Annotated in this window: 21 protein-coding genes and 1 pseudogene; 12 read left to right on the top strand and 10 right to left on the bottom strand. The window is 68.1% G+C overall.

The features are described from left to right. Positions 1 to 39: 39 nt before the first annotated feature. Positions 40 to 1,119 (top strand): MBL fold metallo-hydrolase, encoded by a 1,080-nt coding sequence (locus ACWEKR_RS04840; RefSeq protein ID WP_452353336.1) that lies wholly within the window; start codon positions 40 to 42, stop codon positions 1,117 to 1,119. Here the strand turns inward: ACWEKR_RS04840 and fadD11 are convergent. The 3 genes from fadD11 to ACWEKR_RS04825 form a co-directional block, all read right to left on the bottom strand. Next, the gene (fadD11, locus tag ACWEKR_RS04835) at positions 1,103 to 2,944 is read right to left on the bottom strand and encodes a fatty acid--CoA ligase FadD11 (protein WP_452353335.1); all 1,842 of its coding nucleotides are present in this window, start codon (positions 2,942 to 2,944) and stop codon (positions 1,103 to 1,105) included. The two genes, ACWEKR_RS04840 and fadD11, sit on opposite strands and share 17 nt — an antisense overlap. A gap of 334 nt (positions 2,945 to 3,278) precedes the next feature. Then, on the bottom strand, positions 3,279 to 3,929 hold the full coding sequence (locus ACWEKR_RS04830; RefSeq protein WP_452353334.1) for an enoyl-CoA hydratase-related protein: 651 nt from the start codon (positions 3,927 to 3,929) through the stop codon (positions 3,279 to 3,281). A gap of 32 nt (positions 3,930 to 3,961) precedes the next feature. Further along, positions 3,962 to 4,564, bottom strand: a complete 603-nt coding sequence (locus ACWEKR_RS04825) for a TetR family transcriptional regulator (protein WP_452353333.1) — start codon at positions 4,562 to 4,564, stop codon at positions 3,962 to 3,964. 213 nt (positions 4,565 to 4,777) lie between these two features. On the opposite strand from ACWEKR_RS04825, the gene ACWEKR_RS04820 reads away from it, so the two are divergent. Beyond that, on the top strand, positions 4,778 to 5,326 hold the full coding sequence (locus ACWEKR_RS04820; protein WP_452353332.1) for a TetR/AcrR family transcriptional regulator: 549 nt from the start codon (positions 4,778 to 4,780) through the stop codon (positions 5,324 to 5,326). A 9-nt stretch (positions 5,327 to 5,335) separates the two neighbouring features. Here ACWEKR_RS04820 and ACWEKR_RS04815 read toward each other — a convergent pair whose 3' ends face one another. Next, positions 5,336 to 7,195 (bottom strand): Na+/H+ antiporter, encoded by a 1,860-nt coding sequence (locus ACWEKR_RS04815; protein ID WP_452353331.1) that lies wholly within the window; start codon positions 7,193 to 7,195, stop codon positions 5,336 to 5,338. Positions 7,196 to 7,322: 127 nt separating this feature from the next. Here ACWEKR_RS04815 and ACWEKR_RS04810 point away from each other — a divergent pair, with 127 nt between their 5' ends. The 4 genes and pseudogenes from ACWEKR_RS04810 to ACWEKR_RS04795 all read left to right on the top strand — a co-directional run bounded on the left by ACWEKR_RS04810 (position 7,323) and on the right by ACWEKR_RS04795 (position 12,269). Then, positions 7,323 to 8,225, top strand: a complete 903-nt coding sequence (locus tag ACWEKR_RS04810; protein ID WP_452353330.1) for an alpha/beta fold hydrolase — start codon at positions 7,323 to 7,325, stop codon at positions 8,223 to 8,225. A gap of 75 nt (positions 8,226 to 8,300) precedes the next feature. Continuing rightward, on the top strand, positions 8,301 to 8,912 hold the full coding sequence (locus ACWEKR_RS04805; RefSeq protein ID WP_452353329.1) for a TetR/AcrR family transcriptional regulator: 612 nt from the start codon (positions 8,301 to 8,303) through the stop codon (positions 8,910 to 8,912). 149 nt (positions 8,913 to 9,061) lie between these two features. Further along, positions 9,062 to 10,033 carry an enoyl-CoA hydratase/isomerase family protein gene (locus ACWEKR_RS04800; protein ID WP_452353328.1) on the top strand — a complete coding sequence of 324 codons (972 nt, stop codon included), beginning with the start codon at positions 9,062 to 9,064 and terminating at the stop codon, positions 10,031 to 10,033. Next, a pseudogene (locus tag ACWEKR_RS04795) lies at positions 10,030 to 12,269 on the top strand (molybdopterin-dependent oxidoreductase). Before ACWEKR_RS04800 ends, ACWEKR_RS04795 begins: the two are co-directional and overlap by 4 nt. Before the next feature lie 344 nt (positions 12,270 to 12,613). On the opposite strand, the gene ACWEKR_RS04790 reads toward ACWEKR_RS04795, so the two are convergent. From ACWEKR_RS04790 to ACWEKR_RS04780, 3 genes are all read right to left on the bottom strand, one after another. Next, on the bottom strand, positions 12,614 to 14,827 hold the full coding sequence (locus ACWEKR_RS04790; protein WP_452353327.1) for a molybdopterin oxidoreductase family protein: 2,214 nt from the start codon (positions 14,825 to 14,827) through the stop codon (positions 12,614 to 12,616). A 66-nt stretch (positions 14,828 to 14,893) separates the two neighbouring features. Continuing rightward, the gene (locus ACWEKR_RS04785; RefSeq protein WP_452353326.1) at positions 14,894 to 15,463 is read right to left on the bottom strand and encodes a GNAT family N-acetyltransferase; all 570 of its coding nucleotides are present in this window, start codon (positions 15,461 to 15,463) and stop codon (positions 14,894 to 14,896) included. 213 nt (positions 15,464 to 15,676) lie between these two features. Further along, a complete protein-coding gene (locus ACWEKR_RS04780) occupies positions 15,677 to 16,786 on the bottom strand; it encodes an FAD-dependent oxidoreductase (RefSeq protein WP_452353325.1) in 1,110 nt (369 codons plus the stop codon). 67 nt (positions 16,787 to 16,853) lie between these two features. On the opposite strand from ACWEKR_RS04780, the gene ACWEKR_RS04775 reads away from it, so the two are divergent. After that, a complete protein-coding gene (locus ACWEKR_RS04775; RefSeq protein WP_452353324.1) occupies positions 16,854 to 17,534 on the top strand; it encodes a TetR/AcrR family transcriptional regulator in 681 nt (226 codons plus the stop codon). Between the two features lie 215 nt (positions 17,535 to 17,749). On the opposite strand, the gene yczE is transcribed toward ACWEKR_RS04775, so the two are convergent. The 3 genes from yczE to ACWEKR_RS04760 form a co-directional block, all read right to left on the bottom strand. After that, complete coding sequence (gene yczE, locus ACWEKR_RS04770) at positions 17,750 to 18,391, bottom strand: membrane protein YczE (protein ID WP_452353323.1); 642 nt, start codon at positions 18,389 to 18,391, stop codon at positions 17,750 to 17,752. 397 nt (positions 18,392 to 18,788) lie between these two features. Continuing rightward, positions 18,789 to 19,427 carry a histidine phosphatase family protein gene (locus tag ACWEKR_RS04765; protein ID WP_452353322.1) on the bottom strand — a complete coding sequence of 213 codons (639 nt, stop codon included), beginning with the start codon at positions 19,425 to 19,427 and terminating at the stop codon, positions 18,789 to 18,791. A 117-nt stretch (positions 19,428 to 19,544) separates the two neighbouring features. Continuing rightward, positions 19,545 to 20,579: a hypothetical protein gene (locus tag ACWEKR_RS04760; protein WP_452353321.1), complete on the bottom strand. Its 1,035-nt coding sequence runs from the start codon at positions 20,577 to 20,579 to the stop codon at positions 19,545 to 19,547. 349 nt (positions 20,580 to 20,928) lie between these two features. Between ACWEKR_RS04760 and ACWEKR_RS04755 the strand changes: the two genes are divergently transcribed. The 5 genes from ACWEKR_RS04755 to ACWEKR_RS04735 all read left to right on the top strand — a co-directional run bounded on the left by ACWEKR_RS04755 (position 20,929) and on the right by ACWEKR_RS04735 (position 26,342). Then, on the top strand, positions 20,929 to 21,453 hold the full coding sequence (locus ACWEKR_RS04755; protein WP_452353320.1) for an AAA family ATPase: 525 nt from the start codon (positions 20,929 to 20,931) through the stop codon (positions 21,451 to 21,453). 789 nt (positions 21,454 to 22,242) lie between these two features. Continuing rightward, positions 22,243 to 22,635 carry a recombinase family protein gene (locus ACWEKR_RS04750; protein ID WP_452353319.1) on the top strand — a complete coding sequence of 131 codons (393 nt, stop codon included), beginning with the start codon at positions 22,243 to 22,245 and terminating at the stop codon, positions 22,633 to 22,635. A 466-nt stretch (positions 22,636 to 23,101) separates the two neighbouring features. Continuing rightward, on the top strand, positions 23,102 to 23,887 hold the full coding sequence (locus tag ACWEKR_RS04745) for an endonuclease/exonuclease/phosphatase family protein (protein ID WP_452353318.1): 786 nt from the start codon (positions 23,102 to 23,104) through the stop codon (positions 23,885 to 23,887). A gap of 429 nt (positions 23,888 to 24,316) precedes the next feature. Next, entirely contained in the window at positions 24,317 to 25,033 is a 717-nt protein-coding gene (locus ACWEKR_RS04740; RefSeq protein ID WP_452353317.1) for a metal-dependent hydrolase, read from the top strand. Between the two features lie 310 nt (positions 25,034 to 25,343). Continuing rightward, positions 25,344 to 26,342 carry an SMP-30/gluconolactonase/LRE family protein gene (locus ACWEKR_RS04735; RefSeq protein WP_452353316.1) on the top strand — a complete coding sequence of 333 codons (999 nt, stop codon included), beginning with the start codon at positions 25,344 to 25,346 and terminating at the stop codon, positions 26,340 to 26,342. Positions 26,343 to 26,349: the final 7 nt, after the last annotated feature.

Genomic DNA, 26,349 nt, shown 5'->3' with positions numbered 1-26,349 from the left:
CCCTTGCCCGCAGCACCGCACCCGTGATGAGGTTGGCGCGTGTGCGGCCTTCCCGGCGCGGGACTGTTCGGTTCCGGCGGCAAACTGGCGACCCTGGCGGCCGGGCGACTGCGGCCCGCCGCCGACCCCACCGATGCGCGCACGATCGCGGCGCGCACCCGATTCTTCGGCGCCGACACCGTCGACCCCGCCGACGGCGCTGTGCGCGCCGACCGCGTCGTGCTGTCCTGGGTGGGATGCACCACCTTCGCCCTGGCCATCGGCGGTTCGGTGTTGCTGCTCGACGCGTGGGTGCCGCGGCTGACCAGCACGGGCTACGTCCCGGCCACCCCGCAACAACTGGCGGACCTGGCCCCGGCGGCCATCTTCATCGGACACGGCCACTTCGACCACGCCGGGGACGCCGGCCGCGTCGCGCAGGCCACCGGCGCCACCGTGCACGGCACCGCCGAGCACTGCGCGAGCATCGCCGCGCAGGTCACCGATCCCACCTTCCCCCTCGCCCCCCACGGTGACGCCGCCACCGCGATCGGCGCCCGGGAGGACTGCACCGTCGGCACGGTGGAGGTGACCGTCATCCGGCACCTGCACTCCGCGCGCACCCCACCCGACCCCGTCGGCGGATCACCACGCTTGCTCCCACGCCCCGAACCGGGCGTCGTGCGCACCCACCCGCCGACGCTCAGCGGTCTGCTGCAAGGCCTGCCGCGACTGCGCGACCCCGAAGGCGGAGTGCTGTTGTATCAATTCCGGGTCCCCGGCTTCAGCCTGGTGTGGCACGACTCGACCGCGCCGCTGACCGAACGCGCGCCGCAGGTGTTCGACGCCTTCGCCGCGCTACCGGCCACCGACGTGCAGATCGGCGCCGTGCAGGGCTACAACCAGATCAACAACGGCCTGCGCGATCCCCGCACCTACATCGAGGCGCTGCGCCCGGCACTGTTCGTCCCCAGCCATCACGACAACTGGCTGCCCGGGCTCACCGCGAGCGCCGCGACCTACGACGCGCCGCTGCGCGCGGAACTGCACAAGATCCCCGCCGCGCGCCGACCGCAACTGCGCCCCCTGCACGACCCGGCCGACTACATCCGGCCGCAGCGGCTCACGTTCCCGCTGTGACCGAGTCCGCTCCGCCGACGCGGGATGGCCGCGGCTGGGGTTCGTGCACGGTCGCGGCGAGTTCCTCGGCGTAGAGCAGCGCGATCTGTTCGGCGTATTTGTCCGCGATCGGCCTGCGCCGCAACTTCATCGTCAACGTCACCTCGTCGCCGCCGGGCTCCCAGAACACCGGCAGCACGGTGAACCGTTTGATCTGCTCGACCCGCGACAGCGTGGCATTGCCCGCGGCCACCCCGCGCGCGATCTCGGCGATCACCTCGGCGTCGGCCGCCAGCGCCGCCGCCGATGCGTCCGGCAGCGCGTGCTCGGTCGCATACAGTGCCGCGGTCTCGGCATCGATGACGATCAGCGCCGTGTTGTAGGGGCGCGCGTCCCCGATGGTGGCGATGGCGCCCACCAGCGGCGTCGCGGCCTTGATCGCGTTCTCGATGTTGGCCGGGGACATGTTCTTGCCCGCCGAGTTGATGATCAGCTCCTTCTTGCGATCGACCACCCGCAGATATCCGTCGGCGTCGACGGAGAGGATGTCACCGGTGTGCAACCATCCGTCCGCGTCGAGCGCTTCGGCCGTCTGCTGCGGCTGTTTGCGGTAGCCCTTCATCACCAGCGGTCCGCGCACCAGGAATTCCCCGTCCTCGGCGATGCGCCACTGCATCCCCGGCAGCATCCGGCCCACCGAACCCAGTCGCGCCTGCTGCGGCGAGCAGGCGCTGGCCACGCAGGTCAGTTCGGACATGCCCCAGATCTCCGAGATCGGGATGCCGATGCCGAAGAAGAACGCGAGGGTCTGCGGGGGAATCGGCGCGGCCCCCGACATCGCCCACTTCAGTTCGTCCAGACCGATTCTGGCGCGCAACCCCGCCAGCACCCGTTCGTCGGCCCGCGCCCATTCGGCCGCCAGCCGCGCGTCGATCGGTTCGCCGCGCAGCTGGGCGTCGGCTTTGCGCGCCGCCACGCCCAGCGCCCACTCCAGGGCCACGCGCCGGGCGTGGTCGGGTTCGGCGGCGACGGAGAACTCGATGGCGGCCTTCAGCTTCTCCCACACCCGCGGCACCGCACCCCAGATGGTGGGGTGGACGTCGGCGAGCGCGGCGGGCAGCAGCGACCGGTCGGGCACCACGGTGATCTGGGTGCCGTACACCTGCTGCAGATACAGCGAGCAGAACCGGTCGGCCATGTGCGCCGAGGGCAGGTAGGAGGTCTGGCGGTCACCGAACTCGACCGGCAGCACCGCGTGGAAGGCCCGCGCCTCGGCCATCAGGTTGGCGTGGGTGATCTCCACGCCCTTGGGGTTGCCGGTGGTGCCGGAGGTGTAGACGAGGGTGAGCACGTCCTCGGGCCGCACGGCCCGCCAAGTGGCCTCGAAGTCGAAATCGGGACGGCCCATCGCTTTCAGCTCGTCGAGCCCCACCGTGCCCTCGGGGGCGGCATCGAGGCAGACGATGGTCTCGATCGGGGCGCCGCAGGCGCGGATCCGCTCGAGGTACTGCTGCTCGCAGATGACCACTCGGTTGCCCGCGTTGGCGAACACGTAGGCCAGCTGGTCGGGGGCGAGGGTGTTGTACACCGAGAACGAGGTGGCGCCGGTGTGCTGCGCACCGACTTCCAGGGGATAGAACTCCATCCGGTTGCCCATCATCAACGCCACCGTGTCGCCACGGCCGACACCCAGCGCGGACAGGCCCGCCGCGACCGCCCGCACCTGGTCGGCGTACTCGCGCCAGGTGAGCATCTGTGTCCCGCCGATGGACCGGACGGCCACCGCGTCCGGGTCGATCGCCGCGCTGCGCTGGAATGCGGCGCAGGACGTGTTCGGTTCGGTCATCGCACAACCCCGTTCGGTACACCCGGCTTTGTCAGACCGTAAGCGCCCGAGCGCGCCGCGTGGGGCGTTTTCGCGCGTTTGCCGTGCGCGGCCGACAACTCGACCGCGCCCGGAACCGCAACTCCGGCAACAGAATCGGCGGATCATGTCGCGCCGGGTACCGCTCGCCTCGGCGACCGGGGTGAGCAGTGCGCTGCAGGGAACGAGCCGCTCGGACCGCATCGGGTCGGCCGGGCGGCGCTACCGCTACCGGCTCGCAGCACCGCCGTCATCACACCTCGACGGTGTCGAACCATCTGACACACAGCACATTTCGGCAATCCAGCGGGGATTCCTAGCCGGTCAATGCCGCGACGGCGGTGGCGTACATGGTGTTCTTGATCGCGGCGAGGGTGACGGGGTCTTTGCCGCCCAGCGGGGTCAGCAACGCTACGGCGGTGTCGATGACGGCTCCCTCGGCGGCGGTGGCGTCGACGATATCGAGGGCCGCGGCGTCGGTGCCACCGAAGCGGCGGCCGGTGGTCATCGAAGCGACGGCGCTCTTGGGGGTGAGTTTGGCCTGGATCAGCGCGGCCATGCCAGGGGTGAAGGGGATGTGGATGTCGACCTCGGGGAAGCAGAAGAAGCCGCGGTCGGCGCGCATCACCCGGTAGTCGTGCGCGATGGCGAGCATGGCGCCTGCGCCGAACGCGTGACCGGGCAGCGCGGCGACCGTGGGCACGGGCAGGGTGAGCATCCGGGCCAGCAGTGCCTGCACTCGCCCGACGTACCACTCGGCGCGCTCGGCGTGGGCGCCGAGCCAGTCCAGGTCCAGGCCGTTGGAGTAGAACTTGCCACCTGCGGTGGTGACCAGGCCCTGGGCGCCGTCGGAGAGGACGGTGTCGAGGTGGGCGCCGACCTCGTCGAGGAACTCGGGGGAGAAACGGTTCTCCCCGCCGCCGAGGTCGAGGACGGCGATCTTGTCGTGGTAGTCGAGGGTGGGCATGGCGGGTCCTTCCGGGTTTCGGATATCGGGGATCACAGCGGCGGTGGGCCGACGGCGAGGACGGCGCGCACCGCGCCGCGCAGGTATTCCCGTGCGTGCGGATCGGCCAGCCGGTCGCGGCGCAGCAGCACGGCGGTGGGCAGATCGACCAAGCACAGCGTCATGACGTCGACGGCGTGGCGGTCGCCGCGTTGCCACAGCCGGCGCGACAGCCGCACGAGCAGCTCGACCAGCACGGCGTCGGTGGCGGCCAGTTCGGCGGCGACGGCCTCGGGCACCTCGCCCAGCAATTCCTCGCGCCGCACGGCCAGCAGCAGCCGGGAGGAGTCCGGGTGACGCTCGGCGAACACCGCGGGCGCCTCGGCGGCCGCGACCACGGCTTCGACGCCGTCGCGCTGTTGCAGCGCCGCGTCGACCAGCGCTGTCTGCAGGTCCAGGAAGCGGCGCGCGGCGCGCAACCAGGTGCGGCCGAGCAGCTCCGCGCGGGATCCGAAGGTGTGGTAGATCGCGCCGTTGGAGATGCCGGTGGCCGCGGCGACCGCGCGTGTGGTGACCGCGGCGGGGCCGGAGCGAACGGCCAGTGCTTCGGCGGCGTCGAGCACGACGGCGGGGTCGTGGGTGCGGGGGCGGGGCATATCGTCACCATAACAGAGCACTCGCTCTGTTATGGGACGAGTGGGTACCCGAAGCCCTGATACCGCCGGTTGCTAGATATTTCAGCAGGTAACAGGTACCGCGGAGTCTTCTCGGGATACGCATCGGTACTTCCCGTGCTCGGTCCGGGCGACGCTACGATGGGGTACTGTTCGGTCCCTTCCCCCTTGACCGAACGAGAGAACGGCGCGCGTATGTCACGAGTGGTCACCAAGGAGCAGTACTTCGACACCGGGTTGGAAGTGCTCGCCGAACTCGGCTTCAAAGGCCTGAACATCGGCGTGCTGTGCCGGCAGCTCGGCGTCACCAGCGGGTCGTTCTATCACCACTTCGGCAGCTGGCAGGGCTTCGTCGACGCCCTGCTCGAGCACTGGGAGAACCGGCAAGTGCGCATCCTGGGCACCATGCCGTTCAACCAGGGCAATCCCGACGACGACATCCGCGCCATGTCCGACCTCGCCGCCGGACTGCATCACGCCGCCGAAGCCGCCATCCGCGCTTGGGCGGCCAACGACGAATCGGTCAACCTCGCCCTCAAGCGCGTCGACGAATCCCGCAGGCGCACCGTGCACAAAGCGATCAAAGGGGTCGTCCGCGACGACGACACCGCCGCCGTGGTCACCTCGCTCGGCATGGCCATGCTCGTCGGCTACCAGCAGATCGCCGCGGGCGGCGAGAACCTGTCACTGGACCAGCTGCTGGCCGAATACGCACGCCTGATCTACTCCCACGCCCAGCGCTGACCCGCCCCCTCACCCGAGCAGTTCGTCGACGAAACACCAGCGCCACGCCTCACCCGGCTCCACGCTGCGCATCACCGGATGACCACTGGCCCCGTGATGCTTCGTCGCGTGATTGCCCGGCGAGGAGTCGCAGCAGGCCACGTGCCCGCACGCCAGGCACATCCGCAGATGCACCCACGCCAGCCCCTCCGCGACGCACTCGGCGCATTCGTCGGGCCCGGCGTAGGCACGCACCAGCGGCGCCTCCCGCAGATGCGCGCACGCCTCCTGGGCCGCAGGCGCGGCCAGCGGTTCGACGCGTTCCTCCTCGGCCTCGTCGAAACGATCGATGATCGACTCCTCCAGATCCAACTGCGCCAGCACGTGCTGCAGGATCTCGTAATCGACATGGCCCGAATCGCGCACCCGCAACACCGTTTCGCGTTCGGCCTGCAACATCGCCAACCGCAGCCGCCGGTACTCCGCGGTGGGTGTCACCTGTTCGGACTCCGCCCGCCCGAGCCGCTCCCACGCCGCATTCGCCTTCCATGAGACGCGATCACGCAACGTCTGCACGACCCCGGGCGGCGTATCCGGTGTGATCTGCTGTTCGAGCGCCGCCAAACCGGCCGCCGTCGCCTGCTGCAACACATTCGCCTTCTGCAACGCGTCCTCGGCGGGACTGGGCGCACGCAACCGCAGCCACCGCACCAGCCACGGCAGCGACGTGCCCTGCACCAGCAACGTTCCCGCCACCACCACCAGCGCCAGCAGCTTGAGCACCGCCAGCAACGGCGTGTCCGGCGACAGCAGCAGCACCGCCGCCAACGTCACCACACCGCGCATCCCCGCCCAGGACACCACCACCAGCTCACGCACTCCCACCGCCGCGCCGCCGCCGCCGAGACTGCGCGACACCAGCGAGGAGCCGAAGACCCAGATCGGCCGCGCCAGCATCGTGGTGGCCAGCACCGCCAGCGCCGTCCCCACCAGGGTGGCGTGATCGAGTTCGCTGTGCCACGCACCCTCCACGATCCCGCGCACCTGCAATCCGATCAGCACGAACACCGCGCTTTCCAGGATGAACTGGATCGTGCGCCAGTTGATGCGCTCGGCGATGCGCGAGGCGGCGCTCTGCCAGACCGGCGCGTTGTGCCCGAGGATCATGCCGCACACCACCACCGCGATCACCCCCGAGGCGTGCATCCCCTCGGCGGGCAGGTACGCCGTGAACGGCGCCAGGAACGACAGCGTCGTGTCCATCACCGGATCCGTGATGCGTCGCCGCAGCATCGCCAGCAGATAGGCCACCACCACCCCGACCGCCGCGCCGCCACCGGCCGCCAGCAGGAAGTCGGCCCCGGCCGCCCACACCGACACCGCGCCCCCCGTCGCGGCCAGCGCGGTCCGCAACGCCACCAGCGCGGTCGCGTCGTTGAACAGCGACTCGTCCTCCAGGATCGTCACGATCCGCCGCGGCATCCCGATCCGCCGCGCCACCGCCGTCGCGGCCACCGCGTCCGGCGGAGCCACCACCGCACCCAACGCCACGGCGACCGCGAACGGCACCGGCAGCAGCCACCACACCACCACCGCCACCGCGAACGTCGTGAACAACACCAATCCGACCGACAACAACGCGATCGTGCGCACATTCGCCCGGAAATCCACCAGCGACGTGCGGATCGCGGCGGTATACAACAAAGGAGGCAGGAAACCGAGCAGAATGATCTCCGGCTCCAGGTGGATCTCCGGCACGAACGGCAGATACGACGCCGCGACCCCGCCCACCGTCAGTACCAGCGGTTCGGACACCCCGAACCGACGCGCCAGCGCCACCAACGCGGCCGCCGACGCGACGAGAACAACCAGGCCGATCGCGACATGCACGGTGGAATTCTCCCAGAGCGCACGATCGGCAAATGGACCGCACGGTAGATGACACGTGCGCGGTCCACCGAACTACTGTGCCCGGGCGCACCCACGCGCCATGCTTGTCGACGACAAGGAGGTAGATATGGAGGAGTTCGCGTCCTGGCGGGCGAACGGACGACGCCACACTCATCGCGGCCACCAGATCTTCTGGCGCGACGGAGGCGCAGGCGCCGACGGGACGCTGGTGTGCATCCACGGATTTCCCACCGCGTCCTGGGACTGGCATCGCATCTGGCCCGGTCTGTGCGAACGGTTCGCCCGCGTCATCGCCCCCGACATGATCGGGTTCGGCTGGTCGGCCAAACCCCGTCACTACGACTACCGCATCACCGACCAAGCCGACATCCACGAAAATCTGCTGCGCGAACAGGGTATCGGCCGCTACCACATCCTCGCCCACGACTACGGCGACAGCGTCGCCCAGGAGCTGCTTGCCCGCGACGCCGAACGCCGCGCGGCCGGCGACGAGTCCCTGGTGCTGGACTCGGTGTTCCTGCTCAACGGCGGCCTGTTCCCCGAAGCGCACCGCCCCCGCCCGGTGCAGCGACTGCTGGCGAGCCCACTCGGCCCGCTGGTCGGTGTCCTCGGTAGCGAACGCACCTTCCACCGCAGCCTGGCCGCGGTGTTCGGGCCCGATACCAAACCCACCGACGTCGAACTGCACCAATTCTGGCTGCTGTGGTGCAGCAAGCACGGAAAACGCAACGGCCACAAGCTCATCCGCTACATGGCCGAACGACGCAGGCAGCGGCAGCGCTGGGTGGGCGCGCTGCAGCAGGCTCAGATCCCCATCCGGTTCGTCGACGGCGTCACCGACCCGGTCTCCGGCGGCCATATGGCGCGCCGCTACCGCGAGCTGATCACCACCCCCGACGTGGTGGAACTGCCCCGCATCGGCCACTACCCGCAACTGGAAGCACCCGAGCAGACCCTCACGGCGCTGCTGGAATTCCACGGCAACCGGGTACAGAAGCCCACCGCGTGACCCTCGTCGTCGCGGACCGGCCGGCCCGGTCCGCGACGACGACACCATCTATGGTGGACGCCATAGTATGGCGGTATGGCAACCACACGTCGATCCCGCAACACCCAAGCCCCACGCCCACCCAGGGGCCAGGCACGGCAGCGCATGATCGACGGCGCGATCGACTCCCTGCGCGTGCACGGCGCCACCGCCACCAGCGTCGACCGGGTCCTGGCCGCCACCGGCGCCCCACGCGGCTCGGTGTACCACCACTTTCCCGGCGGACGCACCGAACTGATCGCCGACGCCCTCGGCACCGCGGGCGAGCTGATGTCGACCTTCATCGAACGCCTCACCGGTGACAACGAACCCGCCGCCGCGCTGGACCGCTTCGCCGCGATGTGGCGACGCACCCTGCTCGACAGCGATTTCCGGGCCGGGTGCCCGATCTTCGCGGTCGCCGTCGAAACCAACGACGACACCCCGGAGTTCGCCCGCATCGCCGGGGAGATCTTCCGCCGCTGGCAACAAGCCCTCGCCGGGATGCTGACCCGCCACGACGTGCCCGCCGACCGCGCGCACCGCCTGGCCACCGTGACGGTCGCCGCATTCGAAGGCGCCATCGCGCTGTGCCGGGTCCAGCGCGACATCACGCCTCTCGACGACGCCCTCGCCATGTTGCACGAACTGATACCCGCCGCCGGTTGACCCACCCACCGCAGCAGGCACCAACCCTTGACACACCGACTATGGTGAATGCCATAGTCGGGAACAAGGGCCGCGCCACCCCCGAATCACCCTCGCGCGGACACGATCTCGCCTTCCGACCGCTGACATGCGCACCGAAGGAGCCGCCGATGCCCGCCGCCGACCTGCACCTGGAAACTATCGAACTCGAACAGACCGGGCGGGTACTGACCGCACGCGTCGTCGCACCACCCTTGAATTTCGTCACCACCGCCGTCGTCCGCGACCTCGACACCCTCACCGCCGCGGCCGACACCGACGACACGATCGGCGCGGTCGTGCTCACCGGAGGCCTGCCCGGCCGCTTCCTCACCCACGCCGACCCCGCCGCCCTCAGCGGCATGATCGAACGGCCCCACCCCTTCGTCCCCGCCCGCGCCGCCGCCCCGTTCCTGCGTGCCGCCGCCGCCGCGCTGCGCCTACCCGGCGCCGCGGGCCTGGTCGAACGCCACGGCGGAGGCCTCGGCGCCGGCCTGGTCTGGGGCCACCGCTGGAAACGCACCACCCTGCGGATGAACCGCTCCGGCGTCGCCTACCTCGCCGCCGTCAACGGCCCCGCACTCGGCGGCGGCCACGAGATCGCCCTCGCCTGCGACCTGCGCTACGCCGCCGACGCCGACCACGTACGCCTCGGCCAGATCGAGACCCTGGCCAACCTCATCCCCGGCGGCGGCGCCACCCAACGCCTCACCCGCCTGCTCGGCGCCGCCAAAGCCATCGAGATCACCCTCGAAGGCAAGCCCTACACCGCTCAGGAAGCATTGCGTCTGGGCCTGCTCCACCGCACCGTCCCCGCCGAAGACCTCCTCGCCGAAACCCAAGCCACCGCGGCACGACTCGCCGCCCGCAACCCCGTCGCCGTCGCCGAACTCAAACGCGCCGTCTACTTCGGACCCGACAGAACCCTCTCCCGCGGCCTGGACGCCGAACAAGCCGGATTCGTCTCCGTCGGCACCACCGCCGCGGCCGCCCGCACCACCCGAGCCTTCTTCGAAGACCTCGACCGGCTCGCCGACACCCCCTTCCTCGCCGACCCGCAACCCTGGCTGGACGGCACCCGCGTCGACCAGGTGAACCGATGACCACCCCCGCCGCCACCGCACCATGGCACAAGACCGCCTGCATCCTGTGCGAGACAACTGCGGACTGCTCATCCAGCTCGACGACCGCCGCTTCGCCAAGATCCGCGGCGACAAAGACCACGTCGCCTCCGCCGGCTACACCTGCAACAAGGCCCTACGCCTGGACCACTATCAGAACGGCGCAACCAGGCTCACCACCCCGCTGCGCCGCGAACCGGACGGCACCTTCACCGAAATCGACTGGGACACCGCCATTTCCGAGGTCGCAGCCCGCTTGACCGCGATCAAGGACACCTACGGCGGCGACAAGATCTTCTACTACGGCGGCGGGGGACAGGGCAACCACCTCGGCGGCGCCTACAGCACCGCCCTGCGCCGCGCCCTCGGCAGCCGCTACCGCTCCAGCGCCCTGGCCCAGGAGAAGACCGGCGAAGGATGGGTCGACGCCCACCTCACCGGCGGCCACACCACCGGCGACTTCGACCACGCCGAAGTATCGATCTTCCTCGGCAAGAACCCCTGGCAGTCCCACGGCGTCCCCCGCGCCCGCACCGTCCTGCAACAGATCGCCAAAGACCCCGCCCGCACCATGATCGTCATCGACCCGGTGCGCACCGAAACCGCCGACCTCGCCGACATCCACCTGCAACTACGTCCCGGCACCGACGCCTGGTGCCTGGCCGCCCTCCTGGCGATCCTCGTCCAGGACGACCTGCTCGACCACACCTTCCTCACCGCACACACCACCGGATCCGACACCGTCCGCGCCGACCTCGCACACATCGACATCCCCGCCTACGCCGACATCTGCGGTGTCCCCGAAGACCTCCTGCGCAGCACCGCCCACCGCATCGCCGCCGCAACCAGCGTCGCCACCTACGAAGACCTCGGCGTCCAGCAGAGCCCCAACAGCACCCTCATCTCCTACCTGAACAAACTGCTGTGGCTGCTGACCGGCAACTTCGCCAAACCCGGCGCCATGCAACCCCACTCCTGGATGGCACCACTGGCCGGCTACAGCCGCGAGGTCGAACGCAGCCCGGTCACCGGCGCACCCCTGTTCGGCGGCATGCTGCCCTGCAACGCCATCGCCGAAGAAATCGACACCGACCACCCCGACCGCTTCCGCGCGATGATCATCGAATCCGCCAACCCCGCCCACTCCCTGGCCGACTCCACCGCGTTCCGCGACGCATTGCACACCCTGGACCTGGTCGTCGTCATCGACATCGCCCTCACCGAAACCGCCCGCCACGCCGACTACGTCCTACCCGCCGCCAGCCAGTTCGAGAAATGGGAAGCCACCTTCTTCAACCTCGAATTCCCGCACAACACCTTCCACCTGCGCGCCCCCGTCCTCGACCCGCTCCCGGGCACCCTGCCCGAACCGGAGATCTACGCCCGACTGCTACGCGAACTCCACGCCGTCGGCCGCGGCACACTCGCCCTGCTGCGCACCGCCGCGAAACTCGGACGCCGCCCCTACGCCTGGACTTTCGCCGCCCTGCTGGCCACCAACAAATCCCTCGGCGGCCTCGCCCCCTACCTGCTGTACGAAACCCTCGGCCCCACCCTGCCCGACGGCGCGCGCCCCGCGGCCGTGCTGTGGGCACTGGCCCAGCGCGTCGCCAAGGTCTACCCGGCCGCGATGCGCCGCGCCGGACACCGCGACGCCGACGCACTATTCGACGCCATCCTCGCCGGCCGCTCCGGAGTCACCTTCACCCTCGACGACTACGACGACGCCTGGGACTACCTCCCACACGCCGACAAACGCATCCCACTGGCCATCCCCGAACTCCTGCACGCCCTGCGCGAACTCGCCACCACACCAGCCACCCACACCACCCCCGAATTCCCGTTCGTGCTGGCAGCGGGGGAGCGCCGCTCCTTCACCGCCAACACCATCTTCCGCGACGACACCTGGCGGCGCCGCGACCCCGAAGGCGCACTACGCCTCAACCCCGGCGACGCCGCCCGCCTCGGCCTCACCACCGGCGACCGAGCCCGCATCACCACCCGCCGCGGCAGCGCCGTCGCCACCGTGGAAACCAACGACCGCATGCAACCCGGCCACGCCTCCCTGCCCAACGGCCTCGGCCTGGACCTGCCCACCGGCAACGGCACCCGCCGCACCGGCGTCGCCCCCAACGACCTCACCGACCTCACCTGGCGCGACCCCATCGCAGGCACACCCTGGCACAAACACGTCCCCGCCCGCATCGAACCCGCGTGACGATCCGGCACCGAACCGCGGTGTACACACGGCATTTCTGCTCCATCCGCTACCCTGATCGGCCACGGCTCCGTGCCCCGACCACCCCGGAGGCACCACAGTTCCGCACCCACCTGCCCGCACCACCGACGAGATCTGCTCGCGCGCTGTCCTCTACCCGGGCACCCCCGAGAAAGGATGTCCGGTACGCCCCCTCGCACAACACGGCACCCGCCTCCAACCCGCACACGACGCACACCAGGGGAGGGGAACAGCACAGAAGCAACGCACCCGACGTCGGCGACCGGATCACCGCACACACGCAGCACCGGCAGCCGACGCAACACGGCATCACCCGCACCGCCTCAGCCGGTCACCGCGGACACCTTCTCGCTCACCCCGGCGCCCTCCTCGTCGGCGGCAACCGCACGCGTCACCGTCACCCACGTGTTGTTCACCGCCGCCGTGCCCGAGAACGTGTCCGTCAACGCCGGATCGTGCAGCAGATTCACATTCGCGCCGGGCAGTGACGCCGCCACCGTCCACCCGACACCGGGCTCCTGATGCCCCCACCCGTGCGGAATCGCCACCGTCCCGGCCCGGATATCGTCGCTGACCTCCAACGGCACCACGATCGAACCGGTCCGCGAACGCACCGTCACCGATTCACCGTCACGCAACCCACGCACCGCCGCATCCTGCGGATGCATCAACGCCGTGCACCGATCCCGCCCCTTCACCATCGACGGCACATTGTGCAGCCACGAATTGTTGCTGCGCAGATGACGACGACCGATCAACTTCAAGTCGTACCCGTCCGCAGGCGCGGTCACCGCCATACCCCGCCGCGCGTCCGCAAGCACCTCACGTGCCGCCGCCACGAAATCCTCCGGCGCCACATGCACCTTCCGATCCTTCGTCCCGAGTAACGACCGCAGCCTCGGCCGCAACGGCCCCAAATCGATGCCGCCCGCCGCCGCGCGCGCCTTACCCACGGTCAAACCCTGGCGGCCCCGCCGCAACACCCCATACGGCCCCGCCGCCACCCCGAGCGCCGCGATCCGCACGGGACTGACCCGATCGAACACCGCGTTCAGCACCCGCGCGGTGAACCGGCGCGCCGGCAACGGCACCACCTCGGTGACCAGCCGCGCCATGATCTGCCAATCCTCCAGCCCATCGGCAGGCGGCTCGAACACCCGCGCGTCGAAACGCAGATTGTTGCGCACACTGAACACCGGGAACAGGATGTTGACGTCCTCGCGCTCCAACGGCGAGATCGGCGGCAGGATGATGTCCGCGTGCCGCGTCGTCTCCGTGACGTACATGTCCACGGCCACATAGAAATCCAGCCCGTCCAGCGCCGCGCCCAACCGGCCGCGCTGCGGCGTGGACAACACCGGATTGCCCGCATACGTGATCATCGCGCGGATCCGGCCCGGCCCCTCGGTCAGCATCTCCTCCGCCAGCGCCGCCACCGGCAACTCCGAGCGGAACGACTTGTAGGTTCCCGAACTGTCGGTCCACGCCCCGTACCCGATCGGCAGATACTTCGCATACCGCGGCGCATCGATCGGCGGCGTCGCGAACATCTGACCACCCGCCCGATCCAGGTTGCCCGTCACCGCGTTGATCGTGTTCACCAGCCAATGCGTCAACGTGCCGGTCACCTGCTGACACACCCCGATCCGCGCGTACAGCACCGCGGAGGGCGCTGCCGCGTGCTCCCGAGCCAGCCCCCGAATCGTCTCCGCGTCCACCCCCGCGTACTGCGCCATCTGCTCCGGCGACGCCTCGGCCACCAACGCACGCAACCGCTCCCAGCCCGTACTCGACGCGCGGATCGCCTTCTCGTCACACAAGTCCTCGGCGACCAGCACATGCAACATCGCCAACAGCAGATACACATCCCCGCCCGGCGCCACCGCGACATGCTGATCGGCCAGCCGCGCCGTCTCGGTCCGGCGCGGATCGATCACCACGACCTTCCCACCACGCCGCCGCACGTCCCGAATCCGCTGCTTCGCATTCGGCATGGTCGTCACCGACCCGTTCGACACCGCCGGATTCGCCCCCAGGATCACCAGCCGATCGGTCCGATCGATATCGGTCACCGGCATCAGCACATTCGAGCCGAACATCCGCCACGCCACGAACTCCTGCGGGAACTGATCGATCGAGGAAGCCGAGAAGAAATTCCGCGTCAACAGCACCGACCGCAGCAGCACCGCGTACAGCACCGACGAACTGTGCGCGGCCGGATTCCCCAAATACATGCCGATCGCACTGTTCCCATGCTCCCGACGCACCTGCCGCAACCGCTGCCCGATCTCCCGGAACGCCTCATCCCAGCCGATCGGCTCGAACGACGAACCCACCCGCCGCACCGGCGTACGCAACCGATCCGGATCGTGGTGCAACCCACCCATCGCCGTCGCCTTCGGGCAGATGTACCCCTTCGACAGCACATCCTGCGGATTGCCCTCGATCCGCGTCACCTGATCACCGGAGACCGTGACAAGAATTCCGCAATGCGCCTCGCACAGGGTGCACTGGCGGGCAATGGTGGTAGCGCTCATCAATTTTCACCTTCTGCCGGATCACTTCCCACAGGCTATCTGGGACAGCTCGTTCCGTATAGATCTCTACGGTGGACGGATGCGGGCATGCAGATGCATGTCGTGCCAACCATCCACGTGCAACCCCGCACTACGCCGGACACTCTCCGGCGCGAACCCCGCCTTCACCGCCGCACGGCACGACGCCGGATTGCGCACCGAATGCGACACCTCCAACCGATGAAAACCCACCCCGAAAGCCCACCGGGTCACCGTCTCCACCGCCGCAGGCGTCACCCCACGGCCCCGCCATCCCGGAGCTGTCCAGTAAGCGATCCCCGCCGACCCATCCGGCGGCGACATCCCCCGCAACCCGACCCGCGCCGCCACCACACCACCGACCACGACCGCCCACTGCGGACCATCACCATTGCCCCACCCCGCCCGCCAGCGCGCGATCAACTCCAGCGCCTCACCCTCGGACACGACATCGCGCACATGCCAGCGTTGAATATCCGGATCCTGATAGACCGCCCGGATCACCGCCGCATCTGCCTCCACCCACGGCCGCAACACCACCGCCTCACCCCGCAGAACGGGCTGAGACCCGGCTGCGAACACGTCGGCGGCGACCACATCGGGCAGCAGAGCGGACACACCCGGATTGTCACCCGCACAAGCTGCCCATCGCCACACAATTCACCGGCACAATCCTCGACAACGCTCCACAACAAACCCTCGCGCGCACCAACCGTTGCGAGCCCACCGACCCACCGAGAAACCCCATCCCGCCGCGAGGTCCGCCAAACCGCCACCACGCTCACACGGCCAACCCCTGACCCGACGGCCGTAACCACAGACGGTGACAGGTCAGCCAGGTTGGAAGAACGCGAGCATTCTCCGGCTTGCGTCCGGCGACATCAGGATTTCCTGGATACGTGCGGACATCCGCGCTGCGACGCTCGTGCGTTCGAACATCTCGCGTTCGTATTCCGCGACGGCAGTGGGCACGTCGTCCGGGTGCGCGGCCAGCGCGAGGCCGAGCACGGCACCGTCGAGCATCGCCATGTTGGCACCCTCACCCACCGGCGGCATCAGATGCGCGGCATCGCCGACCAGCGTGACATCCGGCCTCGACGGCCAGGTCAGACCCGCGGGAAGAGCGGTGATCGACCGCGCCACCACCGTGTCGTCGCAGGCCGCGATCAGCGCGGTGAACCGCGAATCCCAGCCGGAGAGCAACTCGATCAGCCGCACCCGAGCCGCGGCCGGATCATCGAAAGGGATCCCGCTGGTAGCGAACCAGTCCTCGCCGGTGCGATAGAAGCTGACGCCGATGCGAACGCGGCCGTCGCCGTTACGCTGCGCCGCCAGCGACAGTCCGTTACCGAGCACCCAATAGTTGCCGCGCCCGACCATCGCCGCGAGATCGGGGTGGGTACGGTCGATGTCGGGAATGCCGAGTTCGACGACGTTCTGGCCGATATGCGCCGGGCGGGCGGCGGTGAGCAACGCGCGGACCCGAGAGTACGCGCCGTCCGCGCCGACCAGCAGGTCATACGACGCCCTGCCGCCGTCGGCGAAACGCAGCAGGCCGTTGTCGGCCGACTCGAACGCGTGCCCCCAACGCACCATGTCGACGGGAAGCGAATCCAGCAGCAGGCCACGCAGATCGGCGCGGTCGACCTCGGGACGATCGAGCGGGGCGTCGTCGGGCGTGTCCTCCTGGAGCAGCAACGTGCCGTCCGGCTCCAGAAGCCGCATGTCCTGCCCTTCGCCGCGGGCGATCGCGTGGAACCGGTCGATCAGACCGGCCTCGCGCAGCGCACGCTGCCCGGAATGGATGTCGAGCATGCCGCCCTGACCACGCGCGTCGCGAGCGAGTTCGCGTTCGTACACGACGGCGTCGATGCCGTTCACATGCAGCACTCGGGCGAGAGTCAGCCCGCCCAGCCCGGCTCCGACGATCGCGATGCCCATGACCCTCCTTCGATACACCGTACGTGTCGATACACTGTATCGCACCGTGCGATGTATGGTCATCGGCATGTTGGTGTGGGAGAGGCCCGAGCCGCCGCAACGACCGGCACCCGCTCCCTTGAGCCGGGAACGGATCGTAGAAGCGGCGATCCGGCTGGCCGATGCGGACGGTCTGGCGGCCGTATCGCTGCGCAAGGTAGCCGCCGCACTGGACGTCGGACCGATGCGGCTGTACGGCTACATCGCCACCAAGGAGGAGTTGCTCGACCTGATGGTCGATGCGGTCTACGCCGAGATCCGGCCCGCCGGAGACAACTGGCGAGAAGTGCTGCGCTCCCTCGCCGAAACCACCCGCCAGGCCGCCCATCAGCACGAATGGCTCGCCGACCTGATCGGAGGACGGCCCCAGCTCGGGCCGCACGCGCTGGCCAGGGGAGAGGCCGTGGTGGCCGCGATGGACGGCGTCGACGTGGACACCATCACGCCCGTGGTCGACGCCGTCAACGCGTACGTGATCGGCGCGGTCCGCCGCGAAATCACCGAGCGGCGCGCCGAGCGGACCACCGGGATGGACAAGCAACAGTGGCAGGTATCCTTCGGACCCTATCTACAGCGAACCTTCGCAACCGGCCGATTCCCCGCGCTGGCCACCGTCATCCGCGATGCCGCACACCTGGACGCCGACCATACCTTCCGGATCGGGCTCGACTTCCTCCTCGACGGCATCCAAGCCCACATCTCCCACTGACACACGGACACGGCACCCGTGGCGCCACGAACCCCGCCGGCCATGACCGATCGACACCGAACGAACAGCGTCTCGAACACCGTGGGTACCGCGGCCACCGCGCAGGGTTCCCCCCGGATCCGCGACTAGAAGCGGTCACTGGTGGACTAGAAGCGTCACTGTGACGATTAGGATGCTCTCGCGGGAGAGAGAGTAGGGGAGCCCTGGCCAACCGACTACGCGGTCGGGACCTCCGCAGCAACCTCGACAACAGGCGCCGGCTTCGGCGCCGCGAATCCCGGCAGGAATCGGTTCACCGCTGGAATCATCAGATGGATCAGCGGGCCGATCCCAAAGGCATACACCAACGTGCCGATGCCGACACTGCCGCCGAGCACGAACCCCGTCGTCGACACCACCACTTCGATCGCCGTGCGCACCACCCACACCGATCGACCGGTCCGCCGAACCAGTCCAGTCATCAGTCCATCCCGCGGACCCGGACCCATACCCGCCCCGATGTACAACACACTGGCCACCGCATTCAGCACCACCGCGGCACCCATGGCGCCGACCCGCACCACCAGCGCATCCCACGACGGCAACCACGCCAGTCCCGCGTCGACCGATACCGCGATCACCACGACATTGCTCACGGTGCCCAAGCCGGGCATCTGCCGCAACGGAATCCAGGCCAACAGCACCACGACACCGGTAATCGCCGTCACCGCACCCAAACTGAGCGGCACATGCCGCGCCACGCCTTGATGGAACACATCCCACGGATCCAGCCCGAGCCCAGCCCGCACCATCACCGCCATCGAGAACCCGTACAACCACAAACCCGCGTACAACGCGACCAACCGACGAACCAGCACCGACCCAGCGTCCCCGCAACTGGCCACCACAACCAGAGCCAATCACCGACCACTGGACCCATTGGTGGCACAACCACCCACCCTTAGATTCGTCACTGTGACGTTTATATGCAATTCGGAGCTAGTTCAGGGGAGGCCAATCTAGAGAAATCCCAAGATTAAGCAAGCAAGGCAAGAAACACCGAAAAATTTTCACCAACCGGACGAACACGCCGAGCGTCCCGCGATCCGGCGACGACATCGACCGCCCGAGCCCGGAGACCGACTCGGTCGCACGGCGAAACAAGCCGCGGAGCAACGGGAAAACCAGCCGTAAGCCACCTCGCCGACCCACGCCGAAATCGCGCCGATAATCGACATTATGTCAACTAGCGTGCATCGACCCTCTGGGAAGCAATCAGCCCTCCCCGCCCCTCAGATGAGACGTGTCCGCCAGGCTCACCATCGAGCGGTTGCGCCAGTAATCGTCGTGCCGCAAATGGGTGATCGCGCCGGGCGAAGTCGCGAACGACGCGAAACCGACCGCCTCCACCGGCAGCATCATCCAGGTGGTGATGACGAAAGTCAGCGCGTAGCCGTGCGTGACGACGATATGGTCGTGCTCGGCGTCCGCCATCAACTCACGCACGCACGCGCCCACCCGGGTCGCGACCTCACGCCGCGTCTCCGCACCACGGATCGGCCCACGATGGTCGAGCCGATCGTGATCCGGTGCGGGAACCTGCCGCTGGGCCAGCCACGCATTCGGCCGGCCGCCCGCTTCCCCGAAACTGATCTCCCGCAACCGCTGATCAACCGTCACCGGAACGCCCAACTCGGCCTCGATAAATCGCGCCGTCTCCACACAACGGGCCAGATCCGACGTCGTGATCCGCACCGGCCGTACCGCACCGTCACGCCGACGTACCAACTCGGCGGCGACAAGACCGGCGTCGCGCCGTCCGGGCGGCGTCAGTTCCGAGTCGTACCACCCACCCACGAGATCATGTTCGGTGTGCTCCGCATGCGGGTGACTCACCACATAGAGATCCTGCATCCGACTCCCCCAATTCCCAGACTGATCCGGCCCCGACGCATCACCCTACCGGCCCGCGGCCGCGCCTCGGCGCCGGGCCCAACCCCGAAGACAGGCCCGGCGCCGCGGTCCGGGAACTCAACCGAGCATGTCGGCCAGTTCGGCGTGCAGGTCGAACAGCGCCGGAATCTGCTCCGCAGGCCGGCGTCCCATGCCGCACTCGGTGGCGATGCCGAAGTCGGCGACCACAGAACGGGCGGCTTCGATGCGCTGCAGCGCGCCCGCACGGCCGTCGGTGGCGTGCACCAACCCGAGGTGCAGATCCGTCTCGGCCGGAAGGGCGAGATCGGCAAGGGGCTTGAAATAGTCTGTGTCGGTACGCGAACGCGGAACCGGCAAGTGGATCCAGTTGACCGGCCGCTGCAGCCCGGCCAGGATCCGGCCGGCGACCGCCGCGAGCCGGCCGGTGTCGGCGGGTTCGGCGAAGTGCCGGTGCCCGAAGTCGCCGTAACAAAGGTGGTAGCCGAGCTCGACCGGTCGGGGCACCGCGGCGCCCAGCCGGACCAGACGCTGCCCCACTTCCTCCAGCTGCGTCGCGTAGTCCGAACCGAACCAAGACGGGAAGATCCCCTCGAAAATGGCGAACTCGACCGCGGCATCCCATTGCACAGCAAGGTCTTCCGCCGGTATCGCCGCAACGATGGCGGCCAGCTCGTCGAGCAGGCTCGCTTCGTATCGGCGTTCCAACTCCCCCTGCGGGCCCGCGACGAACGCCCCGATCACCGCGATCGGAGTCGGCAGACTCACTTGGAACCGGATGCCCGCCGGGATCGTGCCGTCCGCGCGCAACTGCTGGAATACCTGCCAGGATTCCATCGCCGCCTCCGCGTACCCCAACGGACCGAAGTCGATCGATGCCGCGTCCACGCCGGGCTTGGGCTGCACCCGTTCGCTCGGCCCGTACTCCGGGCTCGGCGGAGGAACGGTTTCCAGGTCGGGATGTGCCTGCATCTTGGGCAGCTGCCACACCACCCAGTTGTCCCGTATCCCGGTCTCGCCGTCCGGAATCCGTTTCACATGCTTCCCGAGGCGCATCGCCGCCTCGGAGAAGACGGTCCGCGCATCCGCCAGCGGAACACTGCCGCACAAATGAACTCCGCGACCCGCACCCACCGCAACCTCCTCCACATGGCCTACCGCTGGTTCAGCCTGCCCGGTGTCGAAACCAGATATTTGCCACACGTTCTGCCAAAGATTCCGACCAACGCGGGCAATCGATCAGGCCGAGCTATGCGTGCAGCGTAGGCGGGGCCCCATCGTCCGGATCCCCAACCTTGGGAAATAGCCAGCGATCCAGTTACTGACCGAACTTTCGGCTCACCTCTTGCCCACCCCATCGTGCTCGCCGCCTTGCCGAGCATGCTATGGAGCAACAAGAATCACGACACGACGGTCGAGAGGATCGCCGACCCGGCACCGCCGGGCGCTGTGGAGGTTTCGTCACATCTGCGAACTACTCATCATGGTCAACGGCCTACCCGGCTCCGGCAAATCGACGTCGGCTCCCCCGCTGGCACGAGAACTACGCGCGCACCTGATTCGCAAAGACCTCGTCAAAGAGGCACTGAGCTCCGGGCTGGACAGCACCGCTGTCTTGCCGAACGTCGGAGCGATCGCGATGGAAGCGGTATGGGCGCTGGCCGCCGCGTTATCCGGCGTCGTCGTGGTCGACTCCTGGTGGTTCAAGCCTCGTGACACGCGGTACGCCGCGAACGGCATCGCGATCTCCGGTGCCACACGCGCCGTGGAGGTCTGGTGCTCGGTCCCGTCCGACGTCGCTCTCGCGCGATTTCGCAGCCGCGCCCGGGCGGACCTGTACCAGGACGACGCGCATCTGGCGCAGGACTGGGACCGGTGGGCGCGATTGGCCGAACCCCTCGCACTCGCTCCGGTCGTCACCGTCGACACCACCGCCCCCGTCGACTACCCCGAGCTCGCGCGCCGGGTGATGGCCGCGGCCACCGTCACCATCGGCGACGTCCTCTAGCGGAAAGCCATCCGCCGCCGAGCTACTCGATTCTTCTGGGTCCGTTGAGGATTACCCCTCGGCGTCCATGCTCTTTGGATGGGTAGGTGGTCTGATTTTGCATGTGACGTGGAGATGTTTTACATGCGTATATACGCACAGGAGCGTATTGCAATGATATTGCACCAAGGTCGGTTACCTCAGGGCCGCAACAACTCCCGCAACGTCGAAGCACTCAGTCGGCTCGATCTCTCCCCGCCGTTGCGGATTCCGACTACCGCCTCGACCCCACCAACCCTCCCCTACCCCGCATGTGGACAACTACCCTGCCCGACAAGGCCCGGAAATCCTGAAGCTGCCACAAGCCGCAAAGTAGGACGCGCGGGAAAGCCGGGGCTCCCCAAGCTGGCCCCAGGGGCAAGGTGGGGTCGGTAGCAGACGGTTCCTGGCGCGTTGTCGCTATCGTGTTCAACGGCCGGATGTGTGTCCGTTAGCCGAACCTTCAACGGACACCCCGGCGGGACAGTGACGGCAGGCCGCCACGAGCACGAATGTGTCTCACATAGGCCGTACGGATAGGTCCTCAACGAAGGGGTTCTATCCGTTACACTTCCGGTCATGTCCGGCACGCTGATCGGCTATGCCCGATGCTCCACCGACACCCCAGGATCTCACCGCACGCGACCGATTGGGTGAGTTCGGCGTCACCGAGGAACGCATCTATCTCGACCATGGATTGACCGACACCAGCTGTCAGCCCCCCGGATTGGATCAGGCGCTCGCGCCGTCCACGCCGGTGAGACCCTCGTCGTGCCGAAACTCGACCGGCTCGCGCGCTCGGTCCCGGACGCGCGGGCGATCGGTGACGATCTGGCCGCCCGGGGTATCAAGCTGTCGCTCGGTGGGCAGGTGTACGACCCGCACGACCCGATGAGCAAGATGTTCTTCGACATCCTGGCCACCTTCGCCGAGTTCGAAGTCGACCCGCTGCGCATGCGCACCCGTGAGGGCATGGCCGTGGCCCGCGCCGAAGGCCGCCTCCGCGGCCGCCAACCCAAACTCTCGGCCAAGCAGCGCATCGAACTGCGGCGCATGCACAGCAGCGGCGAGTACACCATCGCCGACCTCGCCGCGGTGTTCGGCGTCTCCCGGCCCACGATCTACCGCATCCTTCAACGCGAGCACGCCACACAGCCACAGTGACTCCGTCATCCAACAGCAGCCCCGCACCGACAAGATACGCAAGGAAACATCCTCTTGATGGCAGGGAGAGCTCGGCCCGGTCGTAGTCCCGGGCACGACCGACGACCACGGATCCCATGGCCACTCGACCGCCAGCGACGGCGCCGGAACAAGACGAGAAAGCTTTGGCGGGCACGCCGAGGGCGTTGTTTTGCTGAACCGATCCGATGAACTTGCGCGGGTAGCACTCCAAGCCGCCCGAGTTTTGGCAAACAGTATTACCCGAATCGCAAAGGCTGTTGCCGAACAGGGCATCAGGCCTTTCCCGCGTGGAGCCGAGGATACAGCCCGTCGACTATCCGACGCCGACAGAGGGTTCCGCGGCAGATTCGACGCTGGCGACACGCCATCTTCGCCTCCACTAGATACCTCCGCCAGTCAGCAGTTGTCCGGCGGAGCCGGAGCTGATCCTCGGCGGCCGTTCCGAGTGGTCACGTGGAATATTGCCGGTGGTCGCCGTGCTTTGTCGACGGACGCCTTCGACTACGACGAGGTGGATCTGCCGTATTTCGCCGAGCAGGTGCGGCGGCTGCGCCCCGACGTCATAAATGTGCAGGAATCGGAGATCGGTCCGAGCGGCTCGACAGCTCGGGAACTGGCCGAACTGCTCGGTTATCCACACGTCTACGAGACCCCGATGTGCCCGTCACACATCAGCGACGGCAAGACGCTGAGCCTCGCCGTGATCAGCCGGTTACCGATCGACAACGCGTGGGCGCAGCGGTTGCCGACCACCCGGCTCGACTTGAAAGTCGGCGGTCGATCCGTCGAACCATACGACCGGTATGCGCAGCGTGTAAGCGTCGGCGGAATCAATGTGGTGAATCTGCATCCGACGCCGCTGGGGTTTTTCGGGCACAGCTACGAGGAGGGCGCCGGGGCCGAGCACGCTCGAGAGATCGGGTCTGCGGTACGCGAGATGGTCGACGGCCCGACCGTAGTCGCCGCCGACCTCAACACCGACCGCCCAGGAATGGTGTACGGGCGCACCTTCGAGGACATGGGTATGAGCGCAGCACTCGAGCCCGATGCCAGAACAGTTCCGGGCTGGGACGGCGCGCCGGACCAAATCTATTCTTCTCGGGAGTTCCAGACGGTGAACCAAGGGGTCGAGACCACCGACACCGACCACCACCTGGTCTGGGCCGATCTCGAGGTCACCAACCCGCGAGTGCTCGATGCCCTCGCCGCAGCGAGAGAGCCGAACGCGTAGCTGAATCGCCGGATCGGTGACGACTGCCGCCTGGCGCTCGCCAGGATGCGATCTGGGAGCGAACCGATCCGTGTCGAGCAGTACAGGCAGACCGACCGCGATTGAACTACCCGCAAGCGCGGTCGCGTACTTGACCATCTGGTCGTACTGCTGGGCGATCAGATCCCAGCGGATCGGGATCGCTGATCGAATGTCGAGCGCGCCGAACCCACCACGCGATCGATCCGGCCGGGTGTGGGCGGCTCCAACACAGCGAACCCGAGCCTGGTAGCTCCCGACTTGTTGCCCACCAACCGCCAGTCGTTCTTGCCGATCAGCCCCCACGACCCGTTACCACGCGTCCTAGTTTGCGGCTCATGACAGCTTCAGGATTCCTGGGCCGACAACGTCATTCGCAAACAGATAGCAAGCTGAACTAACGTTCGAACGGTGCTTGGACATTCACACGCGACCAGTGGCGCGCTGGCCTGGTCGGCGGCAGCGGCGACGCTGCCGGTCACGATCTTGACGTTTCCCGCTCTCCAGGATGCGACGGGACGCCTCGGCACCGTCGATCTGCTGCTGGGCGTCTTCCTGACCGCCGGGGCGGCGCTGCTGCCCGACGCCGACCATCCCGACGGGACGATCTCGCACACCCTCGGTCCGATCACGCACACCGCGTGCAAGGTGATCTCATGGGTCTCGGGTGGCCATCGCGGCGCCACCCACTCGTTGGCCTTCGTCGCGGCCGTCGCCTACGGCACGTGGGCCGGTGAGCATTGGCTCGGTCGCTGGTTCACCCTGAGCCTGGTCTTCTTCCTTCTCGCCCTGGCCGTGCGCGCCCTGCACCTGTGCCCCTCCGGTAACAACTTCAAGGCGTGGGGGCCGATCGTGGTGCTCGCGTCCGCGGGCACCTTCGCGATGGAGCATTGGATCGCCGACAAGCCGGTCTGGCTGCCGTTCGCGGTCGGATTGGGTGCACTCGCGCACCTCCTCGGCGACTGCCTGACCGAGCGCGGCTGCCGCCTGTTCTGGCCCTTCGGTCTTCGAGTCAGCATTCCGGTCATCGATCGCACCGGGAACAAGGTCGAAACATTCCTTGTGGCACCACTGTTCACGCTCGGCACCCTGGGGATTCTCTGGTACACCATCACCCATCAGCCTTGACAACTCGGTGCTGCCGCCGGGGCGTCCCACTACCCCGCCCCGGCGGTCGCCACGTCACAGCGCGCGGGGCCACTGCGTGGAGTACTCGAGTCTTGCCGGTGACCCCCTCCCCTCCTTGCTGCACTCGTGGTGGCCTGTCAGGGAATATTGAGTGATTTAGTATCATATAGTTAGATGCGCATATCTACGTAAGGACATTTTTTCAAAATCTACTCACCACTTTCGTTCGTTCATCACCCCGCCGAGGGCGGTCCCCTACCCGGAACCGTTTCGTCCCGGAACGCCGCCCTCCCCCGGCTACTCTGAGGCCATGCTTGCCTCGACCATGCAGCCGCAGCGCTGGACGCCGCCGCCCTCCCCTGCTCGGGCACGCCGCACGCACAGCACGCCGCCCCTTCCCGCGGTCCGGCGTCTCGAATTGCCCGGCGCGGGGCCCGAGGATGTCGTGCTCTCCCCCGATGGCAGGGTCATCGCAGGCATCGAGAACGGCGCGATTCTCAGCATTGATCCGGCCACCGGCGATGTCCACGAACTGGCGAATACCGGCGGTCGCCCGCTCGGTCTGCACGCCGACGCCGACGGGCGCGTGCTGATCTGCGATTTCGAGCGTGGGCTGCTGGAGTTGGACACCGACGGCACGCTGACCGTGCTGGTCGACGAGATCGATGGTGAACCCCTGCGATTCGCCAGCAATGTCGTGCGGGATGCCGACGGCACGATCTACTTCTCGGCGTCGTCGCGCCGGTATTCCCTTGACGAGTACATGGGCGACATTTTGGAGCACTCCGGGACCGGCCGCCTGTTCCGCCGGGATCCGGCAGGCGAGGTGCACACGCTCATGGACGATCTGCAGTTCGCCAACGGACTGGTCCTGGCGCCCGATCGCGCCAGCGTGGTGGTCGCGGAGACCGGCGGTTATCGGCTGACCCGCTATTGGCTGTCCGGCCCCGAGGCCGGCACGTGGGAGAGGTTGATCGAGAATCTGCCCGGGTTCCCGGACAACTTGGGCCTCGGCAGCGACGGCCTGATCTGGATCACGTTGCCATCGCCGCGGAATCCCTTGCTGGACCGGCTTCTTCCGCTGCCCGGCATCCTGCGGCGCATCGTGTGGACGCTGCCCAGCTGGGTGCAGCCGAAACCGGCGCGGACGGTCTGGGTGATGGCGGTCGATTTCGCGGGCGAAGTGGTGCACGACCTGCAGGTGGAAGGCGCCGATTACTCGATGGTGACCGGCGTGGTGGAGCAGGGCGGCGTGTTGTATCTCGGCAGTCTCACCGAGCGGGCGGTGGCCGTCTCGCGCGTGCCGTAGGGTTTCG

The sequence above is a fragment of the Nocardia sp. NPDC004573 genome, assembly GCF_053602135.1.
The sequence above is the reverse complement of the archived record's forward strand: the minus strand, read 5'-3'. Positions and strand labels throughout refer to the sequence as shown.